This is a genomic window from Mycolicibacterium madagascariense (genome assembly GCF_010729665.1).
GTDB lineage: Bacteria > Actinomycetota > Actinomycetes > Mycobacteriales > Mycobacteriaceae > Mycobacterium > Mycobacterium madagascariense.
The window spans coordinates 4,096,186-4,119,046 of record NZ_AP022610.1 but is presented as its reverse complement, the minus strand read 5'-3'; the positions used below and the strand labels follow the sequence as shown (position 1 = coordinate 4,119,046).

Genomic DNA, 22,861 nt, shown 5'->3' with positions numbered 1-22,861 from the left:
TATTCTCACGCCATTCGACCACGCGAGGAGGCGGCCACATGCTGTTGGAGTTCGACGCCGATCAGCGGCTCTGGCAGGAGACCGTCCGCGACGCCGTCGCCAAGCAATGCCCCGCCTCCCTCGTGCGCGGCATCGCCGAGGACGGCGCGGACGCGTCGCCGCTGTGGAAGCTCTACGTCGACGCGGGCTGGACCGAGCTGACCGATGCCGAGAACGCCGTCGAGCTGGCGATCGTGCTCGAAGAACTGGGCCGCGCCACCGACCCGACCCCGTTCCTGGCGACGCTCAGCCAGTTCGCGCCCCTCGTCGGCGACCGCTTCGACCCGCAGCAGGCCGGCGCGGTCCTCTACGACGGCATCTCGGCCTACCGCGACGCCGACGGCTGGGTCCTCGACGGGACGGCCCGATTCGTCCTCGACGGCGACCGGGCCGACCGCCTCGCCGTGGTGACGGCCGCCGGAGTCTTCCTCGTCGACGCCGACGCGGTGACCACCCGTCGCGTCGGAGTCTTCGATCCGGTGCTGCACGTCGCCGACGTGACCCTGCCCGGCGTCCACGTCGCCGACGGTGAACGCATCGTCGCCAACGTGCAGAACGCGCGCCACGTGGCGCTGATGGGCATGTCCATGACGATGGTCGGGGCCTGCCAGCGGATCCTGGACCTGGCGATCGAGCACGCCAAGAGCCGCTACCAGTTCGGCGTTCCCATCGGCTCCTTCCAGGCGATTCAGCACAAGGCCGTCGACATGCACGTCGCGATCGAACGGGCTCGGGCGCTGGGGTACTTCGCCGCGCTGACGATCGCGGCCGACGATCCGCGCCGTCGTCTCGCGGCGGCCATGGCCAAGGCCTCGGCGGGGGAGTGCCAGTCGGTCGTCTTCCGGCACGGCCTGCAGACGTTCGGCGCCATGGGCTTCACGTGGGAGAACGACCTGCAGTTCGCGTTGAAGCGGGCCAAGGCAGGGGAATTGATGCTGGGTGGGGCTGCCGAGCACCGGGCCATGATCGCGGAGGAATACGATGCAGCTCTCGTTTGACGCCGACGTCGAGGAGTTTCGCGCCGAGTTCTCCGCGTTCCTCGACGAGCACTTGCCCACGGCCGCAACGACTCTCGAGCGTCCCCGCTCGGTGTCGCACATGCCGCAGTGGGCGCGCGACTGGCAGCGGCTGCTCTTCGACAGCGGCTGGCTGCTGCCGGCCCAGCCGCCGGAGTTCGGTGGCCGCAACGCGACCGTCCTGCAGACCTACGTGCACCTCGAGGAGCTGTGCCGGCGGCGCATCTACCACAGCTTCAACCCGCAGGGCGTGAACATCGTTGCGGCGTCGCTCATTACGTTCGGCAGTGACGAGCAGAAGCAGCAGTGGGCGGTTCCGGTCCTGCGGGGCGAACGCACCGCGTCACTGGGCATGAGCGAACCCAGCGCCGGCTCGGACCTGGCGTCGCTGCGCACGCGCGCCGTGCTCGACGGGGACCACTTCGTCGTCAATGGTCAGAAGGTGTGGACCTCGGGCGCCCACGACGCCGACTTCCTGCTGACGTTCGTGCGCACCGACGCCGATGCGCCCAAGCACAAGGGCATCAGCGCGCTGATCATCCCGACCGACCTACCCGGCGTGGTGCGCCGACCGTTCGCCGACCTCTGCGGCCAGGAGCACGACGACTTCAACGAGGTGTTCTTCACCGACGTCGAGGTACCCGCAGAGAACCTCGTCGGCCCGCTCAACGGCGGCTGGGGGGTGGCGAACGGCTCGCTCGGCCACGAGCGCACGATGATGTGGCTGGGCTTCGCCGACCGCATCGCCAACTCGATCGGGGACTTCCGGCCGTCGACCCCGCTGGAGCGAGATCAGTTGGCCAGCACCATCATGGACTACCAGGCGTTGCGACTGATGGGCTCCGTCGGCTTGGCGAAGGCGGCGCGCGGCGAGGTCGACGTCGCATCGGTGTCGATCCCCAAGCTGTTCGGCGCGGAGGCCGAGATGCGTGCGGCCGAGCATGCGTTGACGTCGATGGGGCCCGCGGGTCTCGTCCACCCGGGCACGTCCGGTGACTATGCGCACATGAACCTCGACCACTACTTCGCCAGCTGGTTCGAGCGGTACGCCAGGAGCTTCTCGGGCACCATCGCCGGTGGCACGTCGGAGATCCAGCGCAACATCATCGCCCAGCAGGTGCTGGGGCTGCCGCGCCCGCCGAAGTAGTTTTCTACCCCGAGATTGCAGTCAGTCGAACGACGTTCGAGTGGCGGGTCGACTGAGTGCAATCTCGCGGTGACCGCTGGCGAGAGTGCGTGTCTGCGGGTGACGCGCCGGGCTGGTGGCCATCGATGCGCTCGCTCGCCGGGTCGGTCTGTGGTGCGTTGGTGTGCAACCGCGTTCGCGCGTCGCCTAGGCCGTGTTGAGGCTGCTAGGTTCCCGCGCGGCGCCAGGTCGGCGCCGGGTGCAGTGAGGAGTGGTGGCGATGACGCGGGATCAGGTGAGTCGGGCCCGGGTGGTCGTGGTGGGTGCGGTGGCGGCGGGGACGTTGGTGGCTGCCGGTGGGGGTGTGGCGCCGGTGGCGAACGCGTCGTGCCTGTCGATCTCGGGGGTGAACTTCGGATCGGGTTGTTACAGTGCGCCTTTCAGCGTCGCGATCGGGTTGGGTTCTGGGGCTCAGGCGCGGGCCGTGCACCCGTTCAGTGTCAGCTGGGAGGTGACCTCCGGTGGCAAGCGGATGCGCGCGGGTGTCTTCCCGGGTCTGCACCCGCTGCAGGAGTTCGGCGAAGCGGTTCGACGGGCTTTGGCGTCGTTGCTCCCGCACCCACCCGCGCCCAAGGCCGGGGGCGAGAAGGGGGCCGACGAGAAGGGGGCAGGCGAGAAGGGGGCAGGGGATAAGCAGGCCGGGGACAAGCAGGGTGCGGAGGACAAGAAGGCCGCCGAGGACAAGAAGGCCGCGGAGGACAAGAAGGCGGCGGAGGCGAAGTTGACGCCCAAGGAGCGGCTCGCAAAGGCGGAGGCGAATTTGGAGAAGGCGAAGAAGGCCTACGCCGACGCTACCGCCGTATCAGTGGACGCAATTCATCGGAACGACAGTATCGCGTACGGGCCGGCCCATCAACGAGAGTATGAAGCCAAGCTTGCCGCGGAGGCCGCCAAGGCCGAATACGATGCGGCCCTTCGTGAGGTGAACAAACCTGCAGCCAGTCCCGACACCGGTACACCGCCCGAGGCGAGGACAGAAGCGCCGACTCCCCGCTCCGCGAAGACGGTCGACGTCCCGCACTCGGTGGGGAAGTCACCCGAGGACTCCGCCCCAAAACCGGCCGACGACCGTAGTCGGGCCGACGCGAGACTCGACGAGGACGATCCGTCACCCGACCGCCCCACCGCGAGGCGACACGCTCAGGACAGGTCGACGACGACTGAACCGGTGACCGAGCCGCGGGACGCCGAACAGGGCGCATCCGATGGGGAGACCATCGGTGCCGACCCGACCAAGGTCGCCGACGCGGAACCCGACCGCCCGTAGGGCACCCCAGCGAGATTGCACTCAGTCGAACGACGTTCGAGTGGCGCGTCGACTGAGTGCAATCTCGCGGTGACCGCTGGAGCCAGGAACTACCAGTCGATGACGACGGGGTCCTTGTGCTCGGTGATCGGCCTGGCGGACTGCTGCTCGTCGATGACCACCTGCAGCTTCTCCAACGTCTCGTCGAGACCGGGGCCGAGCCGCTTGCCGGGGGTGAAGTCCGCGGGCAGGTGCTTCATGCCCTGGATGACGCCGATGGTCTCGTAGTGCTCGGTGCCGGCGGGATCGCACACGTAGTCGGGCATCCGGTCGAGCACGGCGGTGAGCATGGCCTTGAAGACGGTCCGGGCGACGTTGGAGCCGACGCAGCGGTGCACGCCGATGCCGAAGCTGAAGTGGCGGTTGCCCTTTCGGTCCAGGATGATCTCGTTCGGGTCCTCGAAGACCGACGGGTCCCGGTTGGCCATCGCCCAGGAAATCCAGAGCCGCTCGCCCTGCTTGAACCGGTGGCCCTCGACCTCGACGTCCTCGGCGAACGTCCGGCCGTCGCCGGGTGCGGGGGTGAAGAAGCGCAGGAACTCCTCCGTCGCCGGGTTGAGCAGGCTGTCGCGCTCGCGGCTGAGCAACGCGCGCTGGTCCGGATGCTCCGACAACCACTCCAGGGAGTGCGCGGTCAGCGCGGTCGTGGTGTCGAACCCGCCGCCGATGATCAAGCCGAGGTTGCCGACGATCTCCAGATCGGGGGCGGGCTCACCGTCGATGCGCAACTTCAGCAGTGCGTCGATCAACCCGGGGCGGGGGTTCTCCTTCATGGCGAACATCGTGGTGAGCATGTCGATGCCCATCTGCCGACTCATCTCGGCGACGCGCGGGGCGTCCGGTGAATGTTCCGGTGTGGACACCGACAGATGCGCGGGCTCGCTGTAGACGGGCCACTTCTTCAGCTCGATGCCCATCATCGCCAACGTCAGCACGGCGGGCACGATGTTGGCGAGGTCGTCGACGAAGTCGATGTGGCCCGTCTCGATGCGGTCGTCGAGCGAGGCGCGGACCACCTCGTCGACGAAGGGCTGCCAGCGCTTGATTGCGGCGGGGGACAGGTACGGGTTGAGCGCACCGCGGTACGTGCTGTGCTCGGGCTCGTCCATCTCCAGGATGCCGCCGCGAACGACGGTGGCGCGCTGCGCCTTCGGGATCGTGATGCCCTTGAAGGGCGTCTCGCCGCTGAGGTCGTGGTGGTTGGACACGACGGGGCAGCGCGCCAGTTCGAACACGTGCTTGCTGTCGGCGGCGACCCAGTGTCCGTCGTAGGTGTCCGACCACGCCACGGGGCACTTGGCCTGCATCTCCGCGGTGATGGCACCGAACTGCTCGCGGTATTCCGGGGTGTGCCGGTCGAAGTGAAAGACGTTCTTCTTGCGCTCGTCGTCGGTGACGTCGTCGATGGTCACGGCGGTGTCTCCTAATGCCTTGGGGGAGATCGTCATTCGATGACGATGGCCTGTTCGGGGCAGGAGTGCGCGGCTTCGGCGACGGCGGCCTCCTGATCGGCGGGCACCACGTCGGACGACGGCGAGGCGTGCCCGTCGACGTCGTCGAGCACGAACGAGTCCGGTGCGATCATCGCGCACAGGGTGTGGCCTTGGCAGCGTTGGCCGTCAACCGAAACCTTCACGTACGCAGTCCTTTCCGATGTTCGAGGTCAGCCGTTGGAGATCAGACGTGGTAGTCGTACCACTTGAGATAGCCGCCGGCGTCGACCCGCAGCTGCGTACCGGTCACGTACCTGGCCTCGTCGGAGACCAGCCACAGGATCGCGTTGCTGATGTCCTCCGGCTCGATGAAGTTGACCTTCATCGCCTGCTGGACGCCGAACACCGGCTCGGCGTCGGCGCGGGTCGGGTTCTCCAGATCGGGGCGGAAGGACTTGTACATCGGCGGGCTCTGCAGCATGTCGGTGTTGCAGTTGGTCGGATGCACGACGTTGGCCCGGATGCCGCGGACGGCGAGTTCGGTGGCGAGGTCGTGGACGTACTGCGACAGCAGGCGCTTGGACGTCATGTAGGCCATGCCGCCGGGATCGCCACCGGGTTTGGGCTTGTCGTGGGCGTCCATGAGCGCGGCGGTGGAGCCCGTCGCGACGATCGCCGCGCCCTCCTTCAGGTGCGGCAGCGCGACCTGGATGGCGTTGATGGTCCCGATCAGGTTGGTGTTGATGACGTCGGTCCAGGCGCGCATGGGTGGCTCGCCCTTCATGCCCGCGATGCCTGCCTGGGCGACGACGATGTCGAGGTGGCCCAACTCGGCGATGCCGTCCTCGAGTGCCTTCTTGAGTTGGGCGGCGTCGCGGACGTCGGCCTTGGCGGTCACGATCCGCTGACCGGTCTTCTCGACGAACGCGGCCGTCTCCTCGAGGTCGTCGGGGGTGGCCAGCGGGTAGCCGATGGTGTCGACGTCCTCGCACAGATCGACGGCGATGATGTCGGCGCCCTCTTCGGCGAGCCGGATGGCGTGGCTGCGCCCCTGACCGCGGGCGGCTCCGGTGATGAATGCGACCTTGCCCTCAACGCGTCCCATCGGGATGTCCTCTCGTAGTGCCTGACCGGTCTTAGGTGTTGCGGCCGCCGTTGACGCCCAGGATCTGTCCGGTGATGTAACCGGCTTCGTCGGAGACGAGGAACGCGCACGCGGCGGCGATGTCCTCCGGCCTGCCGATGCGACGCACCGGGGTGGCCTCGATGGTCTTGTCGATGTCGCCGAGGAAGCCCTTGTCGGCGGCCTTGCGCAGCATCGGGGTGTCGATGAACCCGGGGGGCACGGCGTTGACGGTGATGCCCGCGGGTCCGTACTCCAGCGCCAGGCTCTTGGTCAGCCCGTTCACGGCGGACTTCGCCGACACGTAGTGCGACATGTAGGGCGTGCCGGAGTGGGTGCTGGACGACGAGATGTTGACGATGCGGCCCCATCCGGCGTCGATCATGTCCGGCAGGACGGCTTGAATGCAGTGGAAGACGCCGTGGAGGTTGACGTTCACGACCTTCTGCCACGTCGCGAAGTCGATGTCGAGGAACCGTTTGAAGCCGTCCAGTCCGGCGGCGTTGACGAGCACGGTGACCGGTCCCAACTGGGTCCGGATGGCGTCGAGCGCGGTGTCGATGGCGGTGCGGTCGGTGACGTCGGCGACGAACGCGAACTCCTCGTCGGACGGCGTGAGATCGAGTGTGGCGACGTGGTAGCCGTCGGAGCGCAGTCGGTTGGCGATGGCGGCACCGATGCCCGAACCGCCTCCGGTGACGACGGCGTTCTTCACTACGGGGCCTCCAGTGGGTGATTCGGACCGGTAAAGAATACTGCTTCCGATTATGAGAACCGTACTCTCAATCTGATCTTCGCCGCAAGATTAGTAGCCGATCGGCAGGTCTGCGACGTTGCCGAGAAAGCGCCCCCCACCCCTGTGACGAGGTCATCTAGGCTTCCTTGTGTTCTCACGGAGCGAATGTATGATTCGCCGGTGATGAGAATGAAGTTTCCATCACACTGAGGAGGATGATGGGCCAGACACCGACGATCGCCAGCGACGGGGCCACCGATACGGGTGCTGGAGCACCCTCGTCCAACGCCGATCGACACATGCTGATCGACGGCGAACTCGTCGGCGCCGAGCGGACGTTCGCCTCCGTCAACCCGGCGACCGCCGAGGTGTTCGGCCACGCACCGGACGGCACCGTGGCCGACGCCGAGGCCGCCGTCGCCGCCGCGCGGCGTGCCTTCGACGACGGGCCGTGGGCCACCGACGTGGCGCTGCGGATCCGCTGCCTCGAACAGTTCCACCAGGCCCTGCTCGACCACCGCGACGAGCTCGCCGCGCTGACCATCGCGGAGGTCGGGGCCACCCCCGCACTGCTCGCCGGCGCCCAGCTCGATCAGCCCATCGACATCGTGCGCTACTACGGCGAGCTGCTGAAGACCTTCCCCATGACCGAGGACCTCGGCAACGTCGAGAGCCGCGGCATGCAGCACCACCGCTGGGTGGAGAAGGAAGGCGCCGGCGTCGTCGCCGCGATCGTCGCCTACAACTATCCCAACCAGCTCGCGCTCGCCAAGCTCGCGCCGGCTCTCGCGGCCGGATGCACCGTCGTGCTCAAGGGCGCACCCGACACGCCTCTGGTGACCCTCGCCCTCGGCGAGCTGATCGCCAAGCACACCGACATCCCCGCCGGCGTGGTCAACGTGCTGAGCTCCTCGGACCCCGAGGTCGGCGCGGTGCTGACGACGAGCCCGAAGGTGGACGTCGTCACCTTCACCGGCTCGACGCCGACCGGGCGACGGATCATGGCCGCGGCGAGCGGGACCGTCAAGCGCGTGTTCCTCGAACTGGGTGGCAAGTCCGCCGCGATCGTGCTCGACGACGCCGACTTCGGCACCGCCGCGATGTTCGCCGCGTTCAGCATGGTCACTCATGCCGGGCAGGGCTGCGCGCTGACCTCGCGGCTGCTGGTGCCGCGCAGCCGTCACGACGAGATCGTGGAGATGATCAAGACCAACTTCTCCCACGTGCGCTACGGCGACCCCAACGATCCCAAGACCTACATGGGTCCACTGATCAGCGAGCGTCAGCGCGAGAAGGTGCACGGCATGGTCACGCGCGCGGTCGAGGCGGGCGCGACGCTGGTCACCGGCGGGGAGAAGAAGGACCCGGGATACTTCTATACCCCGACGCTGCTGACGAACGTGGCGCCCGACGCCGAGATCGCCCAGGAGGAGGTCTTCGGCCCCGTCCTGGTCGTGATCGCCTACGAGGACGACGACGACGCGGTGCGCATCGCCAACGACTCCATCTACGGGCTGTCGGGGGCGGTGTTCGGCAACGAGGAGCGTGCGATCGCCATGGCCCGGCGGATCCGCACCGGCACGTTCTCCATCAACGGCGGCAACTACTTCAGCCCCGACACCCCGTTCGGCGGCTACAAGCAGTCCGGCATCGGCAGGGAGATGGGCGCGGCGGGCCTGGAGGAGTTCCTGGAGCGCAAGACGTTCGCGACGGTGGTGGCGTGAGCCCCGGGCCGCTCGACGGCATCCGCGTCCTCGAGGTCGCGATGTACGGGTTCGTGCCGTCGGCGGGCGCCGTGCTCGCCGAGTGGGGCGCCGACGTCATCAAGGTCGAGCACGCCATCACCGGCGACCCGCAGCGCGGGCTGCGCCAGACCGGGGCGCTGAAGGTCGAGGGCGACCCCAACCCCAACATCGAGCACGCCAACCGCGGCAAGCGCGCCATCGGGCTGGACATGTCCAAGCCGGAGGGACTCGAGGTGCTTCTCGAACTCGCCAAGCGGGCCGACGTGTTCCTCACCAGCTTCCTGCCCGGACACCGCAGGAAGTTCGGCATCGACGTCGACGACATTCGCGCCGTGAACCCAAAGATCGTGTACGCCAGGGGAAGTGCTCTCGGTCCCCGCGGAATGGAGGCGGAGAAGGGCGGCTATGACATGACCGCCTTCTGGTGCCGCGCGGGCACCGCCGCCACCATCACGCCCCCCGGCATCGAAGGCATGATCGGGCCGCCGGGACCGGCCTACGGCGACACCATCTCCGGGACGAATCTCGCCGGTGGGATCGCCGCCGCCCTTCTCAAGCGCGAGCGCACGGGGGAGCCGTCGACGGTCGACGTGTCGCTGCTGGGCAGCGGACTGTGGGCCATGGGCCACACCATCGCACTGACGTCGCACCTGAATCAGTTGATGGTGCAACCGTCCCCGGGCGTGCACGGCTCGCCGATCAACCCCCTCGTCGGGGTCTACGAGACCAAGGACCACCGCTACATCTCGCTGGTGATGATGCAGCCCACCAAGTTCTGGGCCGACGTCTGCCGCCACGTCGACCGTGAGGACCTGATCGACGACCCGAGGTTCGCGACGAGTGCGTCGATCGCCGAGCACACCGGCGATGCGGTGGCCATCCTGCGCGAGGTGATCGCCACCCGCACGCTGCCCGAGTGGAGTGAACGCTTCGCGACGCTGGCCGGACCCTGGGCGCCCGTGCAGGACACGCTGCAGGCCGCCGGCGACGCGCAGGTGCTGGCCAACGAATACCTGGTGCGCGCAGGCGATTTGGACCTGGTGGCCAACCCGGTGCAGTTCGACGTCGCCGCGCCGCACACCGGGCCCGCACCGGGCTTCGCCGAGCAGACCGACGAGGTCCTGGAGGAGCTGGGCCTGGATTGGGACCGCATCATCGAGCTGAAGACGGCGGGCGCCGTCACGTAGGTGACGGCAACCCGATGCGCCATGTCCAGCCCGCCATGACTCGGTCACCGGCGCCCACTCGTTGCCAGGAAAATTCACCGGTTACTCAAACGTCGAAGGTGACCCGCCGGGTGCCATCGGTGTGGCACAGTGCGTCCAGTCACCCCGAAAGACGCGGATTGCACTGGCGCACAACATCGGCGGCTCCTCGGCCCACCCCGGCCGTGACGAATCTGAAAGGACTTCTCTGCCATGGCGGTTAAGGGACCCGAGCGGTGGTCGCCGGGTATCTCGCTGCCCAAGGGTTTCGCCGCGCCGATGGCTGCGGTGGGTGGGTTGTTCTCGATGGGGGTCGATGCGTTCGGGTTCGTGTTCCGGCGGCCGTTTCAGTGGCGGGAGTTCTTGGAGCAGTCGTGGTTCGTGGCGCGGGTGTCGTTGGCGCCGACGTTGTTGGTGGCGATCCCGTTCACGGTGTTGGTGTCGTTCATCCTGAACATCCTGCTGCGCGAGTTGGGGGCGGCGGACTTGTCGGGGGCGGGCGCGGCGTTCGGCGCGGTGACCCAGGTGGGTCCGTTGGTGACGGTGTTGATCGTGGCCGGGGCGGGTGCGACGGCGATGTGCGCCGATCTGGGGTCGCGGACGATCCGCGAGGAGATCGACGCGATGGAGGTGTTGGGCATCAACCCGGTGCAGCGGTTGGTGACTCCGCGGATGTTGGCCTCGGGTTTGGTGGCGCTGCTGCTCAATTCGTTGGTGGTCATCATCGGGATCCTGGGTGGGTACTTCTTCTCGGTCTTCGTTCAGGACGTCAACCCGGGGGCGTTCGCGGCGGGGATCACGTTGTTGACCGGGGTGCCCGAGGTGATCATCTCCTGTGTCAAGGCGGCGTTGTTCGGGTTGTTCGCCGGGCTGATCGCCTGCTACCGCGGGCTGACGATCACCGGCGGCGGTGCGAAGGCCGTCGGCAACGCGGTCAACGAGACGGTGGTATTCGCGTTCATGGCGTTGTTCGTGATCAACGTCGTGGTGACCGCGATCGGCATCCAGATGACGGCCAAGTAGGGCGTGGCGTTCGCGTGAGTACCCGCCAGATCATTGCGTCGCGCTTCCCGCGGGTGGTGCGCACGGTCAACCGTCCGGTCGGGGTGTTGGGCCGCATCGGGGATCAGACGTTGTTCTTCGGGCGCGCGATCGGGGGCACCCCGCGCGCGGCGGCGCACTTCCGCAAGGAGATCATCCGGTTGATCGCCGAGATCTCCATGGGCGCAGGGGTGTTGGCGATGATCGGCGGCACGCTGGTGATCGTGGGCTTCTTGACCCTGGCCACCGGCGGCACGCTGGCGGTGCAGGGGTACTCCAGCTTGGGCAACATCGGCATCGAGGCGTTGACCGGATTCCTGGCGGCGTTCATCAACGTGCGCATCTCGGCGCCGGTGGTCGCGGGCATCGGGCTGGCGGCCACGTTCGGGGCGGGGGTGACCGCGCAACTGGGGGCGATGCGCATCAACGAGGAGATCGACGCGCTGGAGTCGATGGGCATCCCGCCGGTGGAGTATCTGGTGTCCACCCGCATCGTGGCCGGGATGATCGCGATCACCCCGCTGTACTCGATCGCGGTGATCTTGTCCTTCATCGCCTCGCGGTTCACCACCGTGGTGCTCTTCGGTCAGTCCGGTGGGCTCTATGACCACTACTTCAACACCTTCCTCAACCCCTTCGACCTGCTGTGGTCGTTCTTTCAGGCGATCTGCATGGCGTTGGCGATCCTGTTGGTGCACACCTACTACGGCTACTTCGCCACCGGCGGGCCGTCGGGGGTCGGGGTGGCCGTGGGCAACGCGGTGCGCACCTCGCTGATCATCGTGGTCTCGGTGACCCTGCTCGTGTCCCTGGCCGTCTACGGCTCCAACGGCAACTTCAACCTCTCGGGCTAGGGGGACGCCACCGATGTCGCGCAACACCGTGCGCCCGCTGGCCGGGCTCGCCACCGTCGTCGTCCTCGTCGCCGTCGTCGTATTCGCCGTGGGCATGTTCCAGGGCGACTTCGGTCGGACCGTCCCGGTCACGGTGGTCTCCGAACGCGCCGGGCTGGTGATGAACCCGCAGGCCAAGGTGAAGATGCGCGGGGTTCAGGTCGGTCAGGTCGCGTCCATCGAGACCCGGTCCGACGGCAAGGCCGTGCTGCACCTGGCGATGAATCCCGATGACATGCAGAACATCCCGTCCAATGCGCTGGTCGACATCAGCTCCTCGACGGTGTTCGGCGCCAAGTCCGTCGAGTTCAACGAGCCCACCGAACCGTCGGCCACCCCGCTGGCCGCCGGCGCGCAGATCGACGTCGGGCACGTCACCGTCGAGACCAATACCGTGTTCCAACAACTGACTTCAGTGCTCAAGGCCATCGACCCGGTCAAGCTGAACCAAACCCTCGCGGCCATCTCGGGCGCGCTGAACGGCCGGGGCGAGAAGCTCGGCCAGGCCGTGACCGACCTCGACCACTTCCTGCAGCAGGTGAATCCCAGCCTCGACAGCATCAACCGCGACCTCGAGGTCGCCCCGGTCGCGCTCAACGCCTACGCCGACGTCGCGCCCGATCTCGTCGACGTCCTCGGCAACACCACCAAGATCGGTGACACCGTCGTCGACCAGCAGCAGAACCTCGACGCGTTCCTGCTCAGCGCCATCGGACTGGCGAACACCGGCAACGACGTCATCGGCACCAACCGGCAGGCGCTGACCGACGACCTGCGGATGCTGGTGCCCACCACCACCGTGTTGCGGCAGTACGACGACAACCTGCGCTGCGGCATCCAGGGCCTGAACACGTTCGTGCACTTGCCTTTCCCAGACCGGCCCGGCGTGGACGTCTCGGCCAACTTCACCCTCGGAACCGACCGCTACCGCTACCCGGCGGACCTGCCGAAGGTGGCGGCGCGCAGCGGATCGTCGTGCAAGGACCAGATGCTGCCCGCCGTCCCCAACGGCAAGCGGCCGCCGTACCTGGTCACCGACAGCGGCACCAACCCGTGGAAGCTGGGCAACCAGGGCATCTTGCTGAACTCCGACGCGCTCAAGCAGGCGCTGTTCGGCCCCATCGACGGACCACCCCGCAACTCCGCGCAGATCGGGATGCCGGGATGAGCGGATCCCGCGGCATGCTCGTCAAGTTCCTCGTCTTCGCCACCATCATGTCGGTGCTGACGGTGTTCCTGTTCTTCACCTTCGGCCAATACCGGACCGGGTCCACCAACGGATACTCCGCGGTGTTCACCGACGCTTCGAGGCTGAAGTCAGGTGACACCGTGCGCGTGGCGGGCATCCGCGTCGGCACCGTCACCGACGTGTCCCTGCGGTCCGACCACGAAGTGCTCGTGGACTTCGACGCCGACCGCAGCCTCACGCTGACCAGCGGCACCAAGGCCGCCATCCGCTACCTCAATCTGACCGGCGATCGCTACCTCGAACTGGCCGACGGCCCAGGGTCCACCAGGCTGCTGCCACCAGGGTCCCAGATCCCGGTCGACCGGACCCAGCCCGCACTGGACCTCGACCTGCTGCTCAGCGGTCTCAAGCCCGTCGTGCAGGGGCTCAATCCGCAGGACGTGAATGCGCTCACCGCCTCTCTGGTCCAGGTGTTCCAGGGCGAGGGCGACACGCTCGACTCCCTGCTGTCCAAGACGTCGTCGTTCAGCAGCACCATCGCCGACGACAACGAGACCGTGCAGTCGCTGATCGACAACCTCAACACCGTGTTGGGCACGGTCGCCAAGAACGGCGACCAGTTCTCCGGCACGATCGACCGTCTCGAGAAGCTCATCAGCGGGCTGTCGGCCGACCGCGACCCCATCGGCACCGCGATCACGTCGTTGGACAACGGCACCGCCTCGCTGGCGGACCTGCTGACCCAGGCCCGCCCGCCGCTGGCCGGCGTGGTGAACCAGCTCAACCGGTTGGCCCCAAACCTGCAGAGCGGCAAGGGTTATCTCGACGGAGCGCTCCAGCGCGCCCCAGGCAACTACCGCAAGCTGGCGCGCATCGGGGCCTACGGCTCCTTCGTGCAGTACTACATCTGCGAGATCTCCATTCGCGTCACGGACCTGCAGGGACGAGCCTCGTTCTTCCCGTTCATCAAACAAGAAAACGGAAGGTGCGCTGAGCCGTAATGCTCAAATATCGCGGAAGCGCGCGCCTGATCCGATCGGGTCTGATGGGCGTCGTCCTCGCCATCCTCGTCATCGCGGTGGGTCTGCAGCCCGAACGCCTGCTCGCCTATGCCACCTCGCAGCAGTACAAGGCGCTGTTCAGCGAGGCGGGTGGCATCTTCGTCGGCAACGACGTCACGATGTCGGGTATCAAGGTGGGCTCGGTCACCGACGTCTCGCTCGACGACGGGGACGCCCTGGTGGAGTTCACGGTCGACAGCCGCTACCCGCTCGGGTCTCAGACCTCGGCGCACATCCGCACGGGATCGCTGCTGGGACAACGGGTCCTGGCGTTGGAGTCGGCAGGCAGCGGCACGCTGAACCGCACCGACGCCATCCCGGTGTCGCGTACGTCGTCACCGTATTCGCTCAGCGACGCGGTAGGGGAGTTGACGTCCAACACCGCGGGCACCGATACCCAGCAGCTCAACCAGTCATTGGACACGCTGTCGGACACCCTGGATTCGATTGCGCCGCAACTGGGTCCGACGTTCGACGGGCTCACCCGGCTGTCGCGTGCGCTCAACAGCCGCAACGAGGGTCTGGCCCAGCTGCTCAAGTCGGCCTCCGACGTCACGGGCATCCTGTCCGATCGCAGTCAGCAGGTGAACCGCCTCATCCTCGACGCCAACGACCTGCTCGGAGTGCTGGTCGAACGCCGCCAGGCGATCGTCGACCTACTCGCCAACACGTCCGCGGTGTCCAAGCAGCTGATCGGTCTGGTGGCCGACAACGAGAAGACGCTGGCGCCGACGCTGGAGCGGCTCAACGACGTCAACAAGGTGCTGGTGCGCAACCGGGACAACCTGGCGAAGGCGATTCCCGGTGCGGCGAAGTACCAGACCACGCTGAGCGAGGCGGTCTCCAGCGGCCCGTACTACACCGCCTACGTGCCCAACTTCCTGCCCGGAGAGCTATTGCAGCCCTTCCTCGACTACGCATTCGGGTACCGTCGCGGTGCGTTCGGTGCGGGCGCACCGCCCACGAACACCGGTCCCCGGGCCGAAGTTCCGTTGCCGTACAACGGCGTTCCCGGAGGTTCACGATGATGGCCCGGTCCCGGCGGTGGCTCGTCCCCGTCCTGGCGGTCGCCCTCGTCGTCGCCCTTCTCGGAGGTGGCTTCCTCGCCATCCGCGCCGCCTTCTTCGCGCCGACGACGATCACCGCCTACTTCCCGACGGCCACGGCCATCTACGTCGGCGATGACGTGAAGGTCGCCGGCGTGAAGGTCGGCACGATCTCCTCGCTCGAACCCGAGGGCACCCAAACCAAGATGGTCCTGTCGGTCGACCACGGCATCGGGGTGCCCGCGGACGCGAAGGCCGTGATCGTCGCCCAGAACCTGATCGCCGCCCGGTACGTTCAGTTGACGCCGGCATACCGGTCCTCGGGACCGAAGATGGCCGATGGCGCGGTGATTCCGGCGAGCCGCACCGCGGTGCCCGTCGAGTGGGACGAGGTCAAGCGTCAGCTCGAGCGCCTCGCGACCGACCTCGGCCCGACCAGCGACGTGTCGACGACGTCGGTGGGCCGCTTCATCGACAGCGCCGCCAGCGCGCTGGACGGCAACGGCGTGAAACTGCGTCAGACCCTGGCGCAACTGTCCGGCGTGGGCCGGATCTTGGCGGAGGGCAGCGGCAACTTCGTCGACGTCATCAAGAACCTCCAGGTGTTCGTCACCGCGCTGCGTGACAGCAATGAACAGGTCGTGGCATTCAACGACCGCCTGGCGTCGCTGTCCAGCGTGCTCGACGGCAGCCGGTCCGACCTCGACGGAGCCTTGACCAATCTCTCCACCGCCATCACCGAGGTGAAGCGGTTCGTGGCGGGCACCAGGAACCAGACCGCCGAGCAGCTGCAGGGCCTCGCACAGGTGACCCAGTCGCTGGCCAACGTCAAGGACGACGTCGAACAGCTCCTGCACGTCTACCCCAACGCCTTGGTGAACGCCTACAACATCTACGACCCCGACACGGGTACGCCCCGCGGCGCCTTCTCGATCCCCAACCTCGCCAGCCCCATGCAGTTCATCTGCGGCATGATCGGCGCCACCCAGAATACGACCGCCCCCGAGACGGCCAAGCTCTGCAACGACTACCTCGGTCCGGCACTGAGGTTGCTGAACCTCAACTACATTCCGGTGCCGATCAACCCCTACCTGTCGAAGTCGGCCAGCCCGCAGAACATCATCTACTCAGATCCCAAGCTGGCGCCCGGCGGCGAGGGGGGTGTGCCGTCACCGCCGGAGACGCCCCCGTCGGTGTCGGCCTACACCGGTCTCGACGGCGACGTCCCGCCGCCCCCCGGCATGGGCCCCCCTGGCGTGCCGCTGCCCGTCAACGACCAGTCCGTGCCGCCGAGCCCCGCCCTGTACCCGGGAGCCCCGGTGCCCACCGACCCGCCGCGCATCGGCCCACCGCCCGCTGGACCACCCCCGACGGTAGCGTCCGCGCCGGATGGCAACGCCGCCCAGCAGGGCACGCCGAATCTGCCCGGTCTCCTGCTGCCCGCCGAGTCGCCGGGTCCGGCGCCAGGGCCCCCGCCCGCAGAGGGGACACCGTCATCATGAGTGCACTCCCGTCCCGCCGGCTGCTGGCGGCCTGCGCGTGCGTGGTGCTCACCGCGAGCGGGTGTGCGTTCCAGGGCATCAACTCCCTGCCGCTGCCCGGTGCCGCCGGGCGCGGCTCGGACGCCCACGTGTATCACGTCGAGATCGCGAATGTCTCGACGCTGGAATCGAATTCACCCGTCCTGATGAACGACGTCGTGGTGGGCAGCGTCGGGGCGATGCGGGTCAAGGGCTGGCACGCCGAGGTCGACGTCTCCGTGCAACCCGACGTCGTCGTGCCCGCCAACGTGGTGGCCAGCGTCGGGCAGACGAGCCTGCTCGGCTCGATGCACGTGGAACTGAATCCGCCACTGGGACAACCACCCCGGGGGCAACTGCCCCCGGGCGCCACGATCGGTCTCAACGCCTCGTCGACCTACCCGACCACCGAGCAGACCCTGTCGTCGCTGTCCGTCGTGGTCAACGCGGGCGGTCTGGGTCAGCTGGGCGACGTCGTGCACACGTTCAACGCCGCACTGTCCGGGCGTCAGGGCGACTTCCGCGACCTGCTCACCCAGCTCGACGCCTTCGTCGGCACCCTCGATCAGCAGCGGCAGAGCCTGGTGGGGACCATCGATGCCCTGAACCGCATCGCGACGACCTTCGCCGGGCGTCGCGACGTCATCGAGCAAGCGCTGCAACGCATTCCGAGGGCGCTCGAGGTACTCGACCGGGAGCGGCCCAACCTGACCACCGCGCTCACCAAACTGGGCACGTTCAGCGACACCGCCAACCGGCTCGTCAACGACACCCAGAGCGACCTGGTGACGAACCTGCAGAACCTGCAGCCGACACTGCAGGCGCTCGCGGACGTCGGTCCCGACCTGGACGCGTCACTGGCCTACGCCACGGTGTTCCCGTACGGGCAGAACCTCGTCGACCGTGCCGTGCGCGGGGACTTCATCAACCTCTTCGCCACCATCGACCTCTCGGGGGCACGCCTGCGCAAGTCGCTATTCCTCGGCACACGCGCCGGCCAGGAGGGTCGCGACCTGGTGCCGCTGCCCGGTGAGCCCTACTTCCAGCGCTACACCTACGACCCGCTGGGTCGCCCGCTCGCCCCGCCGCCGCCGGGTGGTCCGCTCGGCCCCATCCCCGGCAACCTGGGGAACGCACCGACACCCGGTCTCCAGGCCGACCCGCCCGGAGCGGCGAAGAGCCTGCCCGGCCCGGGATCACTGCCCGCGGCGCCACCACCGCCGCTGCCGCCGGTCACCGGACCCGTGCTCCCCGTGGTGCCGCAGGACCAGAGCGGCGGGGTCACGACGGCCGACACGTCGGCGACGGCGCGCGGCGGTCCACTGTTCGCCGGACCCTATGGCGCACCGGCGGGAGGGGGTAGCTGATGCTGACGCGCTTCATCAAGATCCAGCTGGCCATCTTCACGGTGGTGTCGATCGTCGGCCTGCTGGTGATGGCCTTCCAGTACATCCAGGCGCCGACCCTGCTCGGCCTGGGCCGCTACGAGATCACGCTCCACTTGCCCAGCAGCGGCGGTCTCTACCGGTTCAGCAACGTCACCTATCGCGGCGTGCAGGTCGGCAAGGTCACCAGTGTGACGCTGACGTCGACCGGCGCGGACGTCACGATGTCCATCGGCACGTCGCCGAAGATCCCCGCCAACCTGCAGGCGGACGTGCAGAGCGTGTCGGCGGTGGGCGAGCAGTACGTCGACCTCAAGCCGCGTACCGACTCCGGGCCGTACCTGCAGGACGGATCGGTCATTCCGGCGCAGGACGCGACGATCCCGACGCCCGTCGGTCCCGTGCTCGACAAGCTGAGCCGACTGGTCGGCTCCTTCCCGAAGGACCGGTTGAGCGCGCTGCTCGACGAGACCTACCAGGGCTTCAACGGTGCCGGTGACGACTTTGGCTCCCTGCTGGATTCGACTGCGACGCTGAGCCATTCACTCAACGGCGTCGCAGATCAGACCCGGACGCTCGCCGAGGACTCCCGACCGCTGCTCGAGGGGCAGGCCGGCAGCGCCGACGCGATCCGCACCTGGGCTCGCAGCCTGGCCGGGTTCACCGGTCAGTTGAGTACCGATGATCCCCAACTTCGGACGGTGCTGCAGACCTTCCCCGGGTTCTCCGACGAGGTCTCCGGGCTGCTGGACCAGCTCAAGCCGACACTGCCGGTCCTGCTCGGCAACCTGGGCACGCTCGGGGAGATCCTCATGACGTACAACGCGTCGCTGGAACAGGTGTTGGTGCTGCTGCCGCCGTACATCGCCCAGCAACAGTCCTACAGCATCACGGCCGATTCCACCGGTGGCGCGCGCGGCGACTTCGCCATCAGCGTCAGCGACCCGCCCGCATGCACCGTCGGCTTCCTGCCGCCGTCGTCGTGGCGCTCACCCGACGACACCTCCGACATCGACACCCCCGACGGAATCTATTGCAAGCTGCCGCAGGACTCCCCGATCGCAGTACGCGGGGCGCGGAACTTCCCGTGCATCCGCAAGCCCGGCAAGCGCGCGCCGACGATCCAGATCTGCAACAGCGACAAGCCCTACACACCGCTGGCCATGCGCCAACATGCCACGGGCCCTGCGCCCTTCGATCCCAGCCTGATCGCCCAGGGCATCCCGATCGACGACCGCACCACCCTGGGCGACGATCTGTACGCGCCCCTGCAGGGCACGCCGCTGCCGCCGGGTGCGGTCCCGTCCGGCACACCGCCGGGGGCGCCACCGGGAGCGCCGCCGGTGTCACCGCTGGAGGCGCCCTTCACGGCACCGGTCGCGCCGCCACCCCCGCCGGGCAATTCGCTCAACGGCCAACCGATTCCGCCGGTGGCCCCCCCGGCACCCGACGCGCCGCCCGCATCCGACGCACCGCCCGCACCCGCGGCCGTGCCAACCGCACCCGCGGCCGTGCCGCCCCCCGGTGTGACCGGGCCGCCCCCAGGCGACGGCGGTGCCGCGCAGGCAGCGCCGAGCGCGTTCAACCCCGCCGCCCCCGGCGCTCGACCGAAAGTAGCCGTGGCGCAGTACGATCCGCGCACGGGTGAGTACGTCGGGTCCGACGGCAAGCTGTACCGGGTGACGAACCTCGCCGCCGGCATCCCGCTGCCCAAGACGTGGCAGGATCTGATGCCGCACTGAGCGGCCCCGCCGGACGGCCGAGCCGACTAGCCGATCTTGGTCATCTTGACCGGCAGGTTGAGCACCAGCGACCGGTTCCTGCCACAGTTGCCGCTCACCCCGGTGGTCTCGTCCTCGCCCGCCCAGTTGGGATCGTCGACGTAGGTCATGCCTTCGTCGTTGGCGCGGTAGAACTTGTAGACCTGCAACCCGGGGGCGGTGCTCCCGTCGGGGCACGGAATCCAGTCGGGCACATAGTGTTTGACGAACCACATGTTGCCCATCGTGGTATAGATGTCCTCGGTCCAGCCGAGGGAGCTGGTCACCTTGCCCGCGCAGGTGAGGGCGGTGCTGCAGGTCGAGGTGACGGTCCAGGTGCTGCGGACCGACGGCTCGTCCTGGTAGCGGTCGTTCATCCTGGCCCACTCGCCGTTGGACACCACCGAGTACGTCCCGTTCATGGCGTACTTGGCATAGTCATCGTCGGCGCCCGCGTGTGGTGCGGTCGCGAGCGCCGCCGTCACCGATGCCAGAAGTGCGGCACCCCGCGTCCACCCCGATGCGCTCACTGTCCTACCCTTCGCCGCCCCGTGCGCACGCGCGGATCGCAATGGCATTCTTGGCACTGAGAATAACACCCCGCGCAGCTCGTGATCGCGGCTTTCGCACGCGCCCCGAAGAGCCGAAAGTGCCTGTCACGACTTGATCGAAGGCGAGAATTCGACTCTCATGTATGGCACAGTGGCTATCGTGCGAACCGTCGTTGCCGCCGCGGCTCTCGTCGTCGCCGGGCTGCTGGCGCCGCCCCCGGCGACCGCCGATCCCGCCGACCCCGCCCCCGCCGACGATCCGACGTCGTGCAATGAGCCGGCGTGCGTGCCGGGCATTCAGCCGGGGGTCGTGCTCGGCGCGCCGTGCGACAACACCACCTACTACGTCTTCGGTGTGACCGACTGGGGGCGGCTGGTGTTCTGCGGCTCACCGCGCCGGCTGGCGGCCAGGTGGTTCCGCACCACCGAACTGCGCGGCGTCAAGCTCGAAGGGAGCAATTGCTCCGGACGCGACGGCGAGATGGCGCAGGCACCCGACGGGCTGTTCCTGTCGTGCGACGCCCGCGAGGGCGCCAGTACCTGGACGCGCGGGGACATCTAAGCCCAGCCGACGTCACATGCGTTGCAGCGCAAAGGTGTAGTTGCTGGTGCCGCCGGGTCCGTTGTAGCAGCCCGCATCGTAGGTCGAGACGATCGTGCCGGCGAGGGTGGCGGCATCCCAGCTGTAGACGTCGTGAGACGGCAGGTTGTAGCCGATGCAGCGGACACCGTCCGGCACGTCGACGGTGACCGTGTACCTACCGTCGGCGAAGAACGCCGTGGCCTGCCACTGTTGACTCTTCGGCGGCCGCGGAATCGCCATCACGTTCAGGTTGTCGGTGTGCGGTGCCAACACGGGGTCGTCGAAGTACGTGCCGCAGTCGGCCGCTCCGTCGTTGCACGAGTGCGTGATCGACCAGACCCACGAATGGTCGTTCCACCGGTCGTTGTCGACGACGTAATTGCCGATCTTCATGCCGACCGCGGCGTCGGCGACCGGCGCGTACAGCGTCGCGGCTGCCATCGCCGCCGCAGCGACGGCAGCCGCTCTCGTTGCTGTGGCCATCGCCATCTCCCGTCCTCGCCGACGCGGTTCCGAGCCAAGCCTAGCGGTCACCGTCGCGTCGTAAGGCGTTTTGCCACGCGGGTTTACGCGCTCCGGAGGGCTAGCCGGCCGGGGTGAACCTGATGTTGATCTCGGTCAGTCCGCGCAGGATGAAGGTGGGCTCGTAGTTATAGCTGCGATCGCCGGCCGGGCCGTGCTTGTCCTCGTCGATGGTGATGTCGGCCATTCGGTCGAGGATGCGTTCCATCGACACCCGGCCCTCGACGCGGGCCAGCGGTCCACCCGGGCAGGAGTGCACGCCGCGGCCGAAGGCGATGTGCTCGCGCACGTTCTTGCGGTCCAGGCTGAACTCGTGCGGGTTCTCGAACCGCTCCGGGTCGCGATTGACCGCGCCCGGGCACACCATCAGCGTCGTGCCGGCGGGCACGTCGATGTCGCCGAGGTGAGTGTTCTTCTTGGACAACCGGAATTGGCTCTTGACGGGGGCGTCCATCCGCAGCGACTCCTCGACGAAGACCGGGATGCGGCTGCGGTCTCGGCGCAGGGCGTCCTGGATGTCGGGGCGGTCGCCGAGCACCTTGATCGACGCCGACAGCAGCTTCGTGGTGGTCTCCTGGCCCGCGGCGAACAGGAAGGTCGCCGACCGCGCGACCTCGAGCACCGGCGGCGTGGAACCGTCCGGGTACTTGGCCGTGGCCAGTGCGGTGAGCACGTCGTCGCGCGGCGTCGCCCGGCGGTCCTCGAGGTAGCCGACGAACTTGTCGTCGAGCCACTCGAGGGGGTTGAGCCCGACGAGTTCGCCGTCGAGGGAACCCACCTGAGCCCCCGGGCGCGGCGAGCCGAGTACGGCGCGGAACTCGTCGTAGTCCTCGCTGGGGACGCCGAGGAGGTTGGCAATCACCAACAGCGAGAACGGCTTTGCGTACGCGGACAGGAATTCGCACTTGCCCTGGGCGACGAAGTCGTCGAGGCAGTCGTCGGCCAGCCGCCACATGAACTCCTCGTTCTCCTTCAGCCGGCTGGGCGTGAGGAGACGGTTCAGCAGCGACCGGGCGTTGGTGTGATCGGGCGGATCCATGGTGACCATGTGCTCGAACATCGGCATGAGAGAACGGTGTTCGTTGATCTGGGCGGTGATGTCGTCGCCCTCGGGCGTGAACGGCAGGGGTGGGAAGGGACCGGCGACCGCGATGCACGACGAGAACGTGTCGGTGTCCTTGAGCACGGTGTTCGCCTCGTCGTAACCGGTGATCGCGAGCACGCCGTAGTTCGGCTCGCGGACCACCGGACACTTGCTGCGCAGGTGGTCGAAGTACGGATGGGGATCGGGAACCAGGGTCTGATCCGTGAAGTAGTCGACGGTGTCGAAGTCAGCGGTCATCTGTGGGTGAGTTCCTTCCGAAGCCGCGAGGCGCCACGTGGCGCAACGGCGCAAACCTTGGGGGCTGAAAGTGCTGAGCACATGCTTAGCATCGCGTAGGGTCGCGGTCAAGGTTGCCTGGCCGCGCGGCGTCTACCATCGGCACAGCGAAATCGACGGACTCAGTGAAGGATGTGCGG

21 protein-coding genes are annotated in these 22,861 nt (G+C 67.9%); 14 read left to right on the top strand and 7 right to left on the bottom strand.

Features of this window, described 5'->3' with window-relative positions:
- Positions 1-38: 38 nt before the first annotated feature.
- From G6N60_RS19395 to G6N60_RS19385, 3 genes are all read left to right on the top strand, one after another.
- A complete protein-coding gene (locus G6N60_RS19395) occupies positions 39-1,037 on the top strand; it encodes an acyl-CoA dehydrogenase family protein (protein WP_163740315.1) in 999 nt (332 codons plus the stop codon).
- Positions 1,021-2,202, top strand: a complete 1,182-nt coding sequence (locus G6N60_RS19390; protein WP_163740313.1) for an acyl-CoA dehydrogenase family protein — start codon at positions 1,021-1,023, stop codon at positions 2,200-2,202. The genes G6N60_RS19395 and G6N60_RS19390 overlap by 17 nt, the downstream gene beginning before the upstream one ends.
- A 259-nt stretch (positions 2,203-2,461) precedes the next feature.
- A complete protein-coding gene (locus G6N60_RS19385) occupies positions 2,462-3,508 on the top strand; it encodes a hypothetical protein (RefSeq protein WP_163740311.1) in 1,047 nt (348 codons plus the stop codon).
- Positions 3,509-3,597: 89 nt separating this feature from the next.
- Here G6N60_RS19385 and G6N60_RS19380 read toward each other — a convergent pair whose 3' ends face one another.
- Genes G6N60_RS19380 through G6N60_RS19365 form a run of 4 tightly spaced genes read right to left on the bottom strand, consistent with a single transcriptional unit; the run spans position 3,598 to position 6,818 of the window.
- On the bottom strand, positions 3,598-4,995 hold the full coding sequence (locus G6N60_RS19380) for a cytochrome P450 (RefSeq protein ID WP_163740309.1): 1,398 nt from the start codon (positions 4,993-4,995) through the stop codon (positions 3,598-3,600).
- Positions 4,992-5,183 (bottom strand): ferredoxin, encoded by a 192-nt coding sequence (locus tag G6N60_RS19375; protein ID WP_163740307.1) that lies wholly within the window; start codon positions 5,181-5,183, stop codon positions 4,992-4,994. The genes G6N60_RS19380 and G6N60_RS19375 overlap by 4 nt, the downstream gene beginning before the upstream one ends.
- A gap of 41 nt (positions 5,184-5,224) precedes the next feature.
- Positions 5,225-6,085, bottom strand: a complete 861-nt coding sequence (locus G6N60_RS19370; protein WP_163740305.1) for a mycofactocin-coupled SDR family oxidoreductase — start codon at positions 6,083-6,085, stop codon at positions 5,225-5,227.
- A gap of 31 nt (positions 6,086-6,116) precedes the next feature.
- On the bottom strand, positions 6,117-6,818 hold the full coding sequence (locus G6N60_RS19365; RefSeq protein WP_163740303.1) for an SDR family NAD(P)-dependent oxidoreductase: 702 nt from the start codon (positions 6,816-6,818) through the stop codon (positions 6,117-6,119).
- Positions 6,819-7,057: 239 nt separating this feature from the next.
- On the opposite strand from G6N60_RS19365, the gene G6N60_RS19360 reads away from it, so the two are divergent.
- The 10 genes from G6N60_RS19360 (at position 7,058) to G6N60_RS19315 (ending at position 19,666) form a co-directional block, all read left to right on the top strand.
- Positions 7,058-8,563 carry an aldehyde dehydrogenase family protein gene (locus G6N60_RS19360; protein WP_163744219.1) on the top strand — a complete coding sequence of 502 codons (1,506 nt, stop codon included), beginning with the start codon at positions 7,058-7,060 and terminating at the stop codon, positions 8,561-8,563.
- Positions 8,560-9,771, top strand: a complete 1,212-nt coding sequence (locus G6N60_RS19355) for a CaiB/BaiF CoA transferase family protein (RefSeq protein ID WP_163740300.1) — start codon at positions 8,560-8,562, stop codon at positions 9,769-9,771. Before G6N60_RS19360 ends, G6N60_RS19355 begins: the two co-directional genes overlap by 4 nt.
- A 231-nt stretch (positions 9,772-10,002) precedes the next feature.
- Complete coding sequence (locus tag G6N60_RS19350) at positions 10,003-10,812, top strand: MlaE family ABC transporter permease (protein WP_163740298.1); 810 nt, start codon at positions 10,003-10,005, stop codon at positions 10,810-10,812.
- Between the two features lie 29 nt (positions 10,813-10,841).
- Complete coding sequence (locus G6N60_RS19345; RefSeq protein ID WP_372510965.1) at positions 10,842-11,684, top strand: MlaE family ABC transporter permease; 843 nt, start codon at positions 10,842-10,844, stop codon at positions 11,682-11,684.
- Between the two features lie 13 nt (positions 11,685-11,697).
- A complete protein-coding gene (locus G6N60_RS19340; RefSeq protein WP_163740293.1) occupies positions 11,698-12,891 on the top strand; it encodes an MCE family protein in 1,194 nt (397 codons plus the stop codon).
- A complete protein-coding gene (locus G6N60_RS19335) occupies positions 12,888-13,913 on the top strand; it encodes an MCE family protein (protein ID WP_163740291.1) in 1,026 nt (341 codons plus the stop codon). Before G6N60_RS19340 ends, G6N60_RS19335 begins: the two co-directional genes overlap by 4 nt.
- The gene (locus G6N60_RS19330; protein ID WP_163740288.1) at positions 13,913-15,001 is read left to right on the top strand and encodes an MCE family protein; all 1,089 of its coding nucleotides are present in this window, start codon (positions 13,913-13,915) and stop codon (positions 14,999-15,001) included. Before G6N60_RS19335 ends, G6N60_RS19330 begins: the two co-directional genes overlap by 1 nt.
- Positions 15,001-16,521 (top strand): MCE family protein, encoded by a 1,521-nt coding sequence (locus tag G6N60_RS19325; RefSeq protein WP_372510961.1) that lies wholly within the window; start codon positions 15,001-15,003, stop codon positions 16,519-16,521. The genes G6N60_RS19330 and G6N60_RS19325 overlap by 1 nt, the downstream gene beginning before the upstream one ends.
- Positions 16,515-17,906: an MCE family protein gene (locus G6N60_RS19320; protein WP_372510964.1), complete on the top strand. Its 1,392-nt coding sequence runs from the start codon at positions 16,515-16,517 to the stop codon at positions 17,904-17,906. Before G6N60_RS19325 ends, G6N60_RS19320 begins: the two co-directional genes overlap by 7 nt.
- On the top strand, positions 17,906-19,666 hold the full coding sequence (locus G6N60_RS19315; protein WP_163740281.1) for an MCE family protein: 1,761 nt from the start codon (positions 17,906-17,908) through the stop codon (positions 19,664-19,666). Before G6N60_RS19320 ends, G6N60_RS19315 begins: the two co-directional genes overlap by 1 nt.
- A 26-nt stretch (positions 19,667-19,692) precedes the next feature.
- On the opposite strand, the gene G6N60_RS19310 is transcribed toward G6N60_RS19315, so the two are convergent.
- The gene (locus tag G6N60_RS19310) at positions 19,693-20,214 is read right to left on the bottom strand and encodes an Rv2253/PknI dimerization domain-containing protein (RefSeq protein WP_163740279.1); all 522 of its coding nucleotides are present in this window, start codon (positions 20,212-20,214) and stop codon (positions 19,693-19,695) included.
- A gap of 160 nt (positions 20,215-20,374) precedes the next feature.
- On the opposite strand from G6N60_RS19310, the gene G6N60_RS19305 reads away from it, so the two are divergent.
- A complete protein-coding gene (locus tag G6N60_RS19305) occupies positions 20,375-20,797 on the top strand; it encodes a hypothetical protein (RefSeq protein WP_276028488.1) in 423 nt (140 codons plus the stop codon).
- A 12-nt stretch (positions 20,798-20,809) separates the two neighbouring features.
- Here the strand turns inward: G6N60_RS19305 and G6N60_RS19300 are convergent, their stop codons facing one another.
- Together G6N60_RS19300 and G6N60_RS19295 are read right to left on the bottom strand one after the other, a co-directional pair.
- The gene (locus tag G6N60_RS19300; protein ID WP_246240857.1) at positions 20,810-21,301 is read right to left on the bottom strand and encodes a hypothetical protein; all 492 of its coding nucleotides are present in this window, start codon (positions 21,299-21,301) and stop codon (positions 20,810-20,812) included.
- Positions 21,302-21,401: 100 nt separating this feature from the next.
- Entirely contained in the window at positions 21,402-22,682 is a 1,281-nt protein-coding gene (locus tag G6N60_RS19295) for a cytochrome P450 (RefSeq protein WP_163740275.1), read from the bottom strand.
- Between the last annotated feature and the right edge of the window lie 179 nt (positions 22,683-22,861).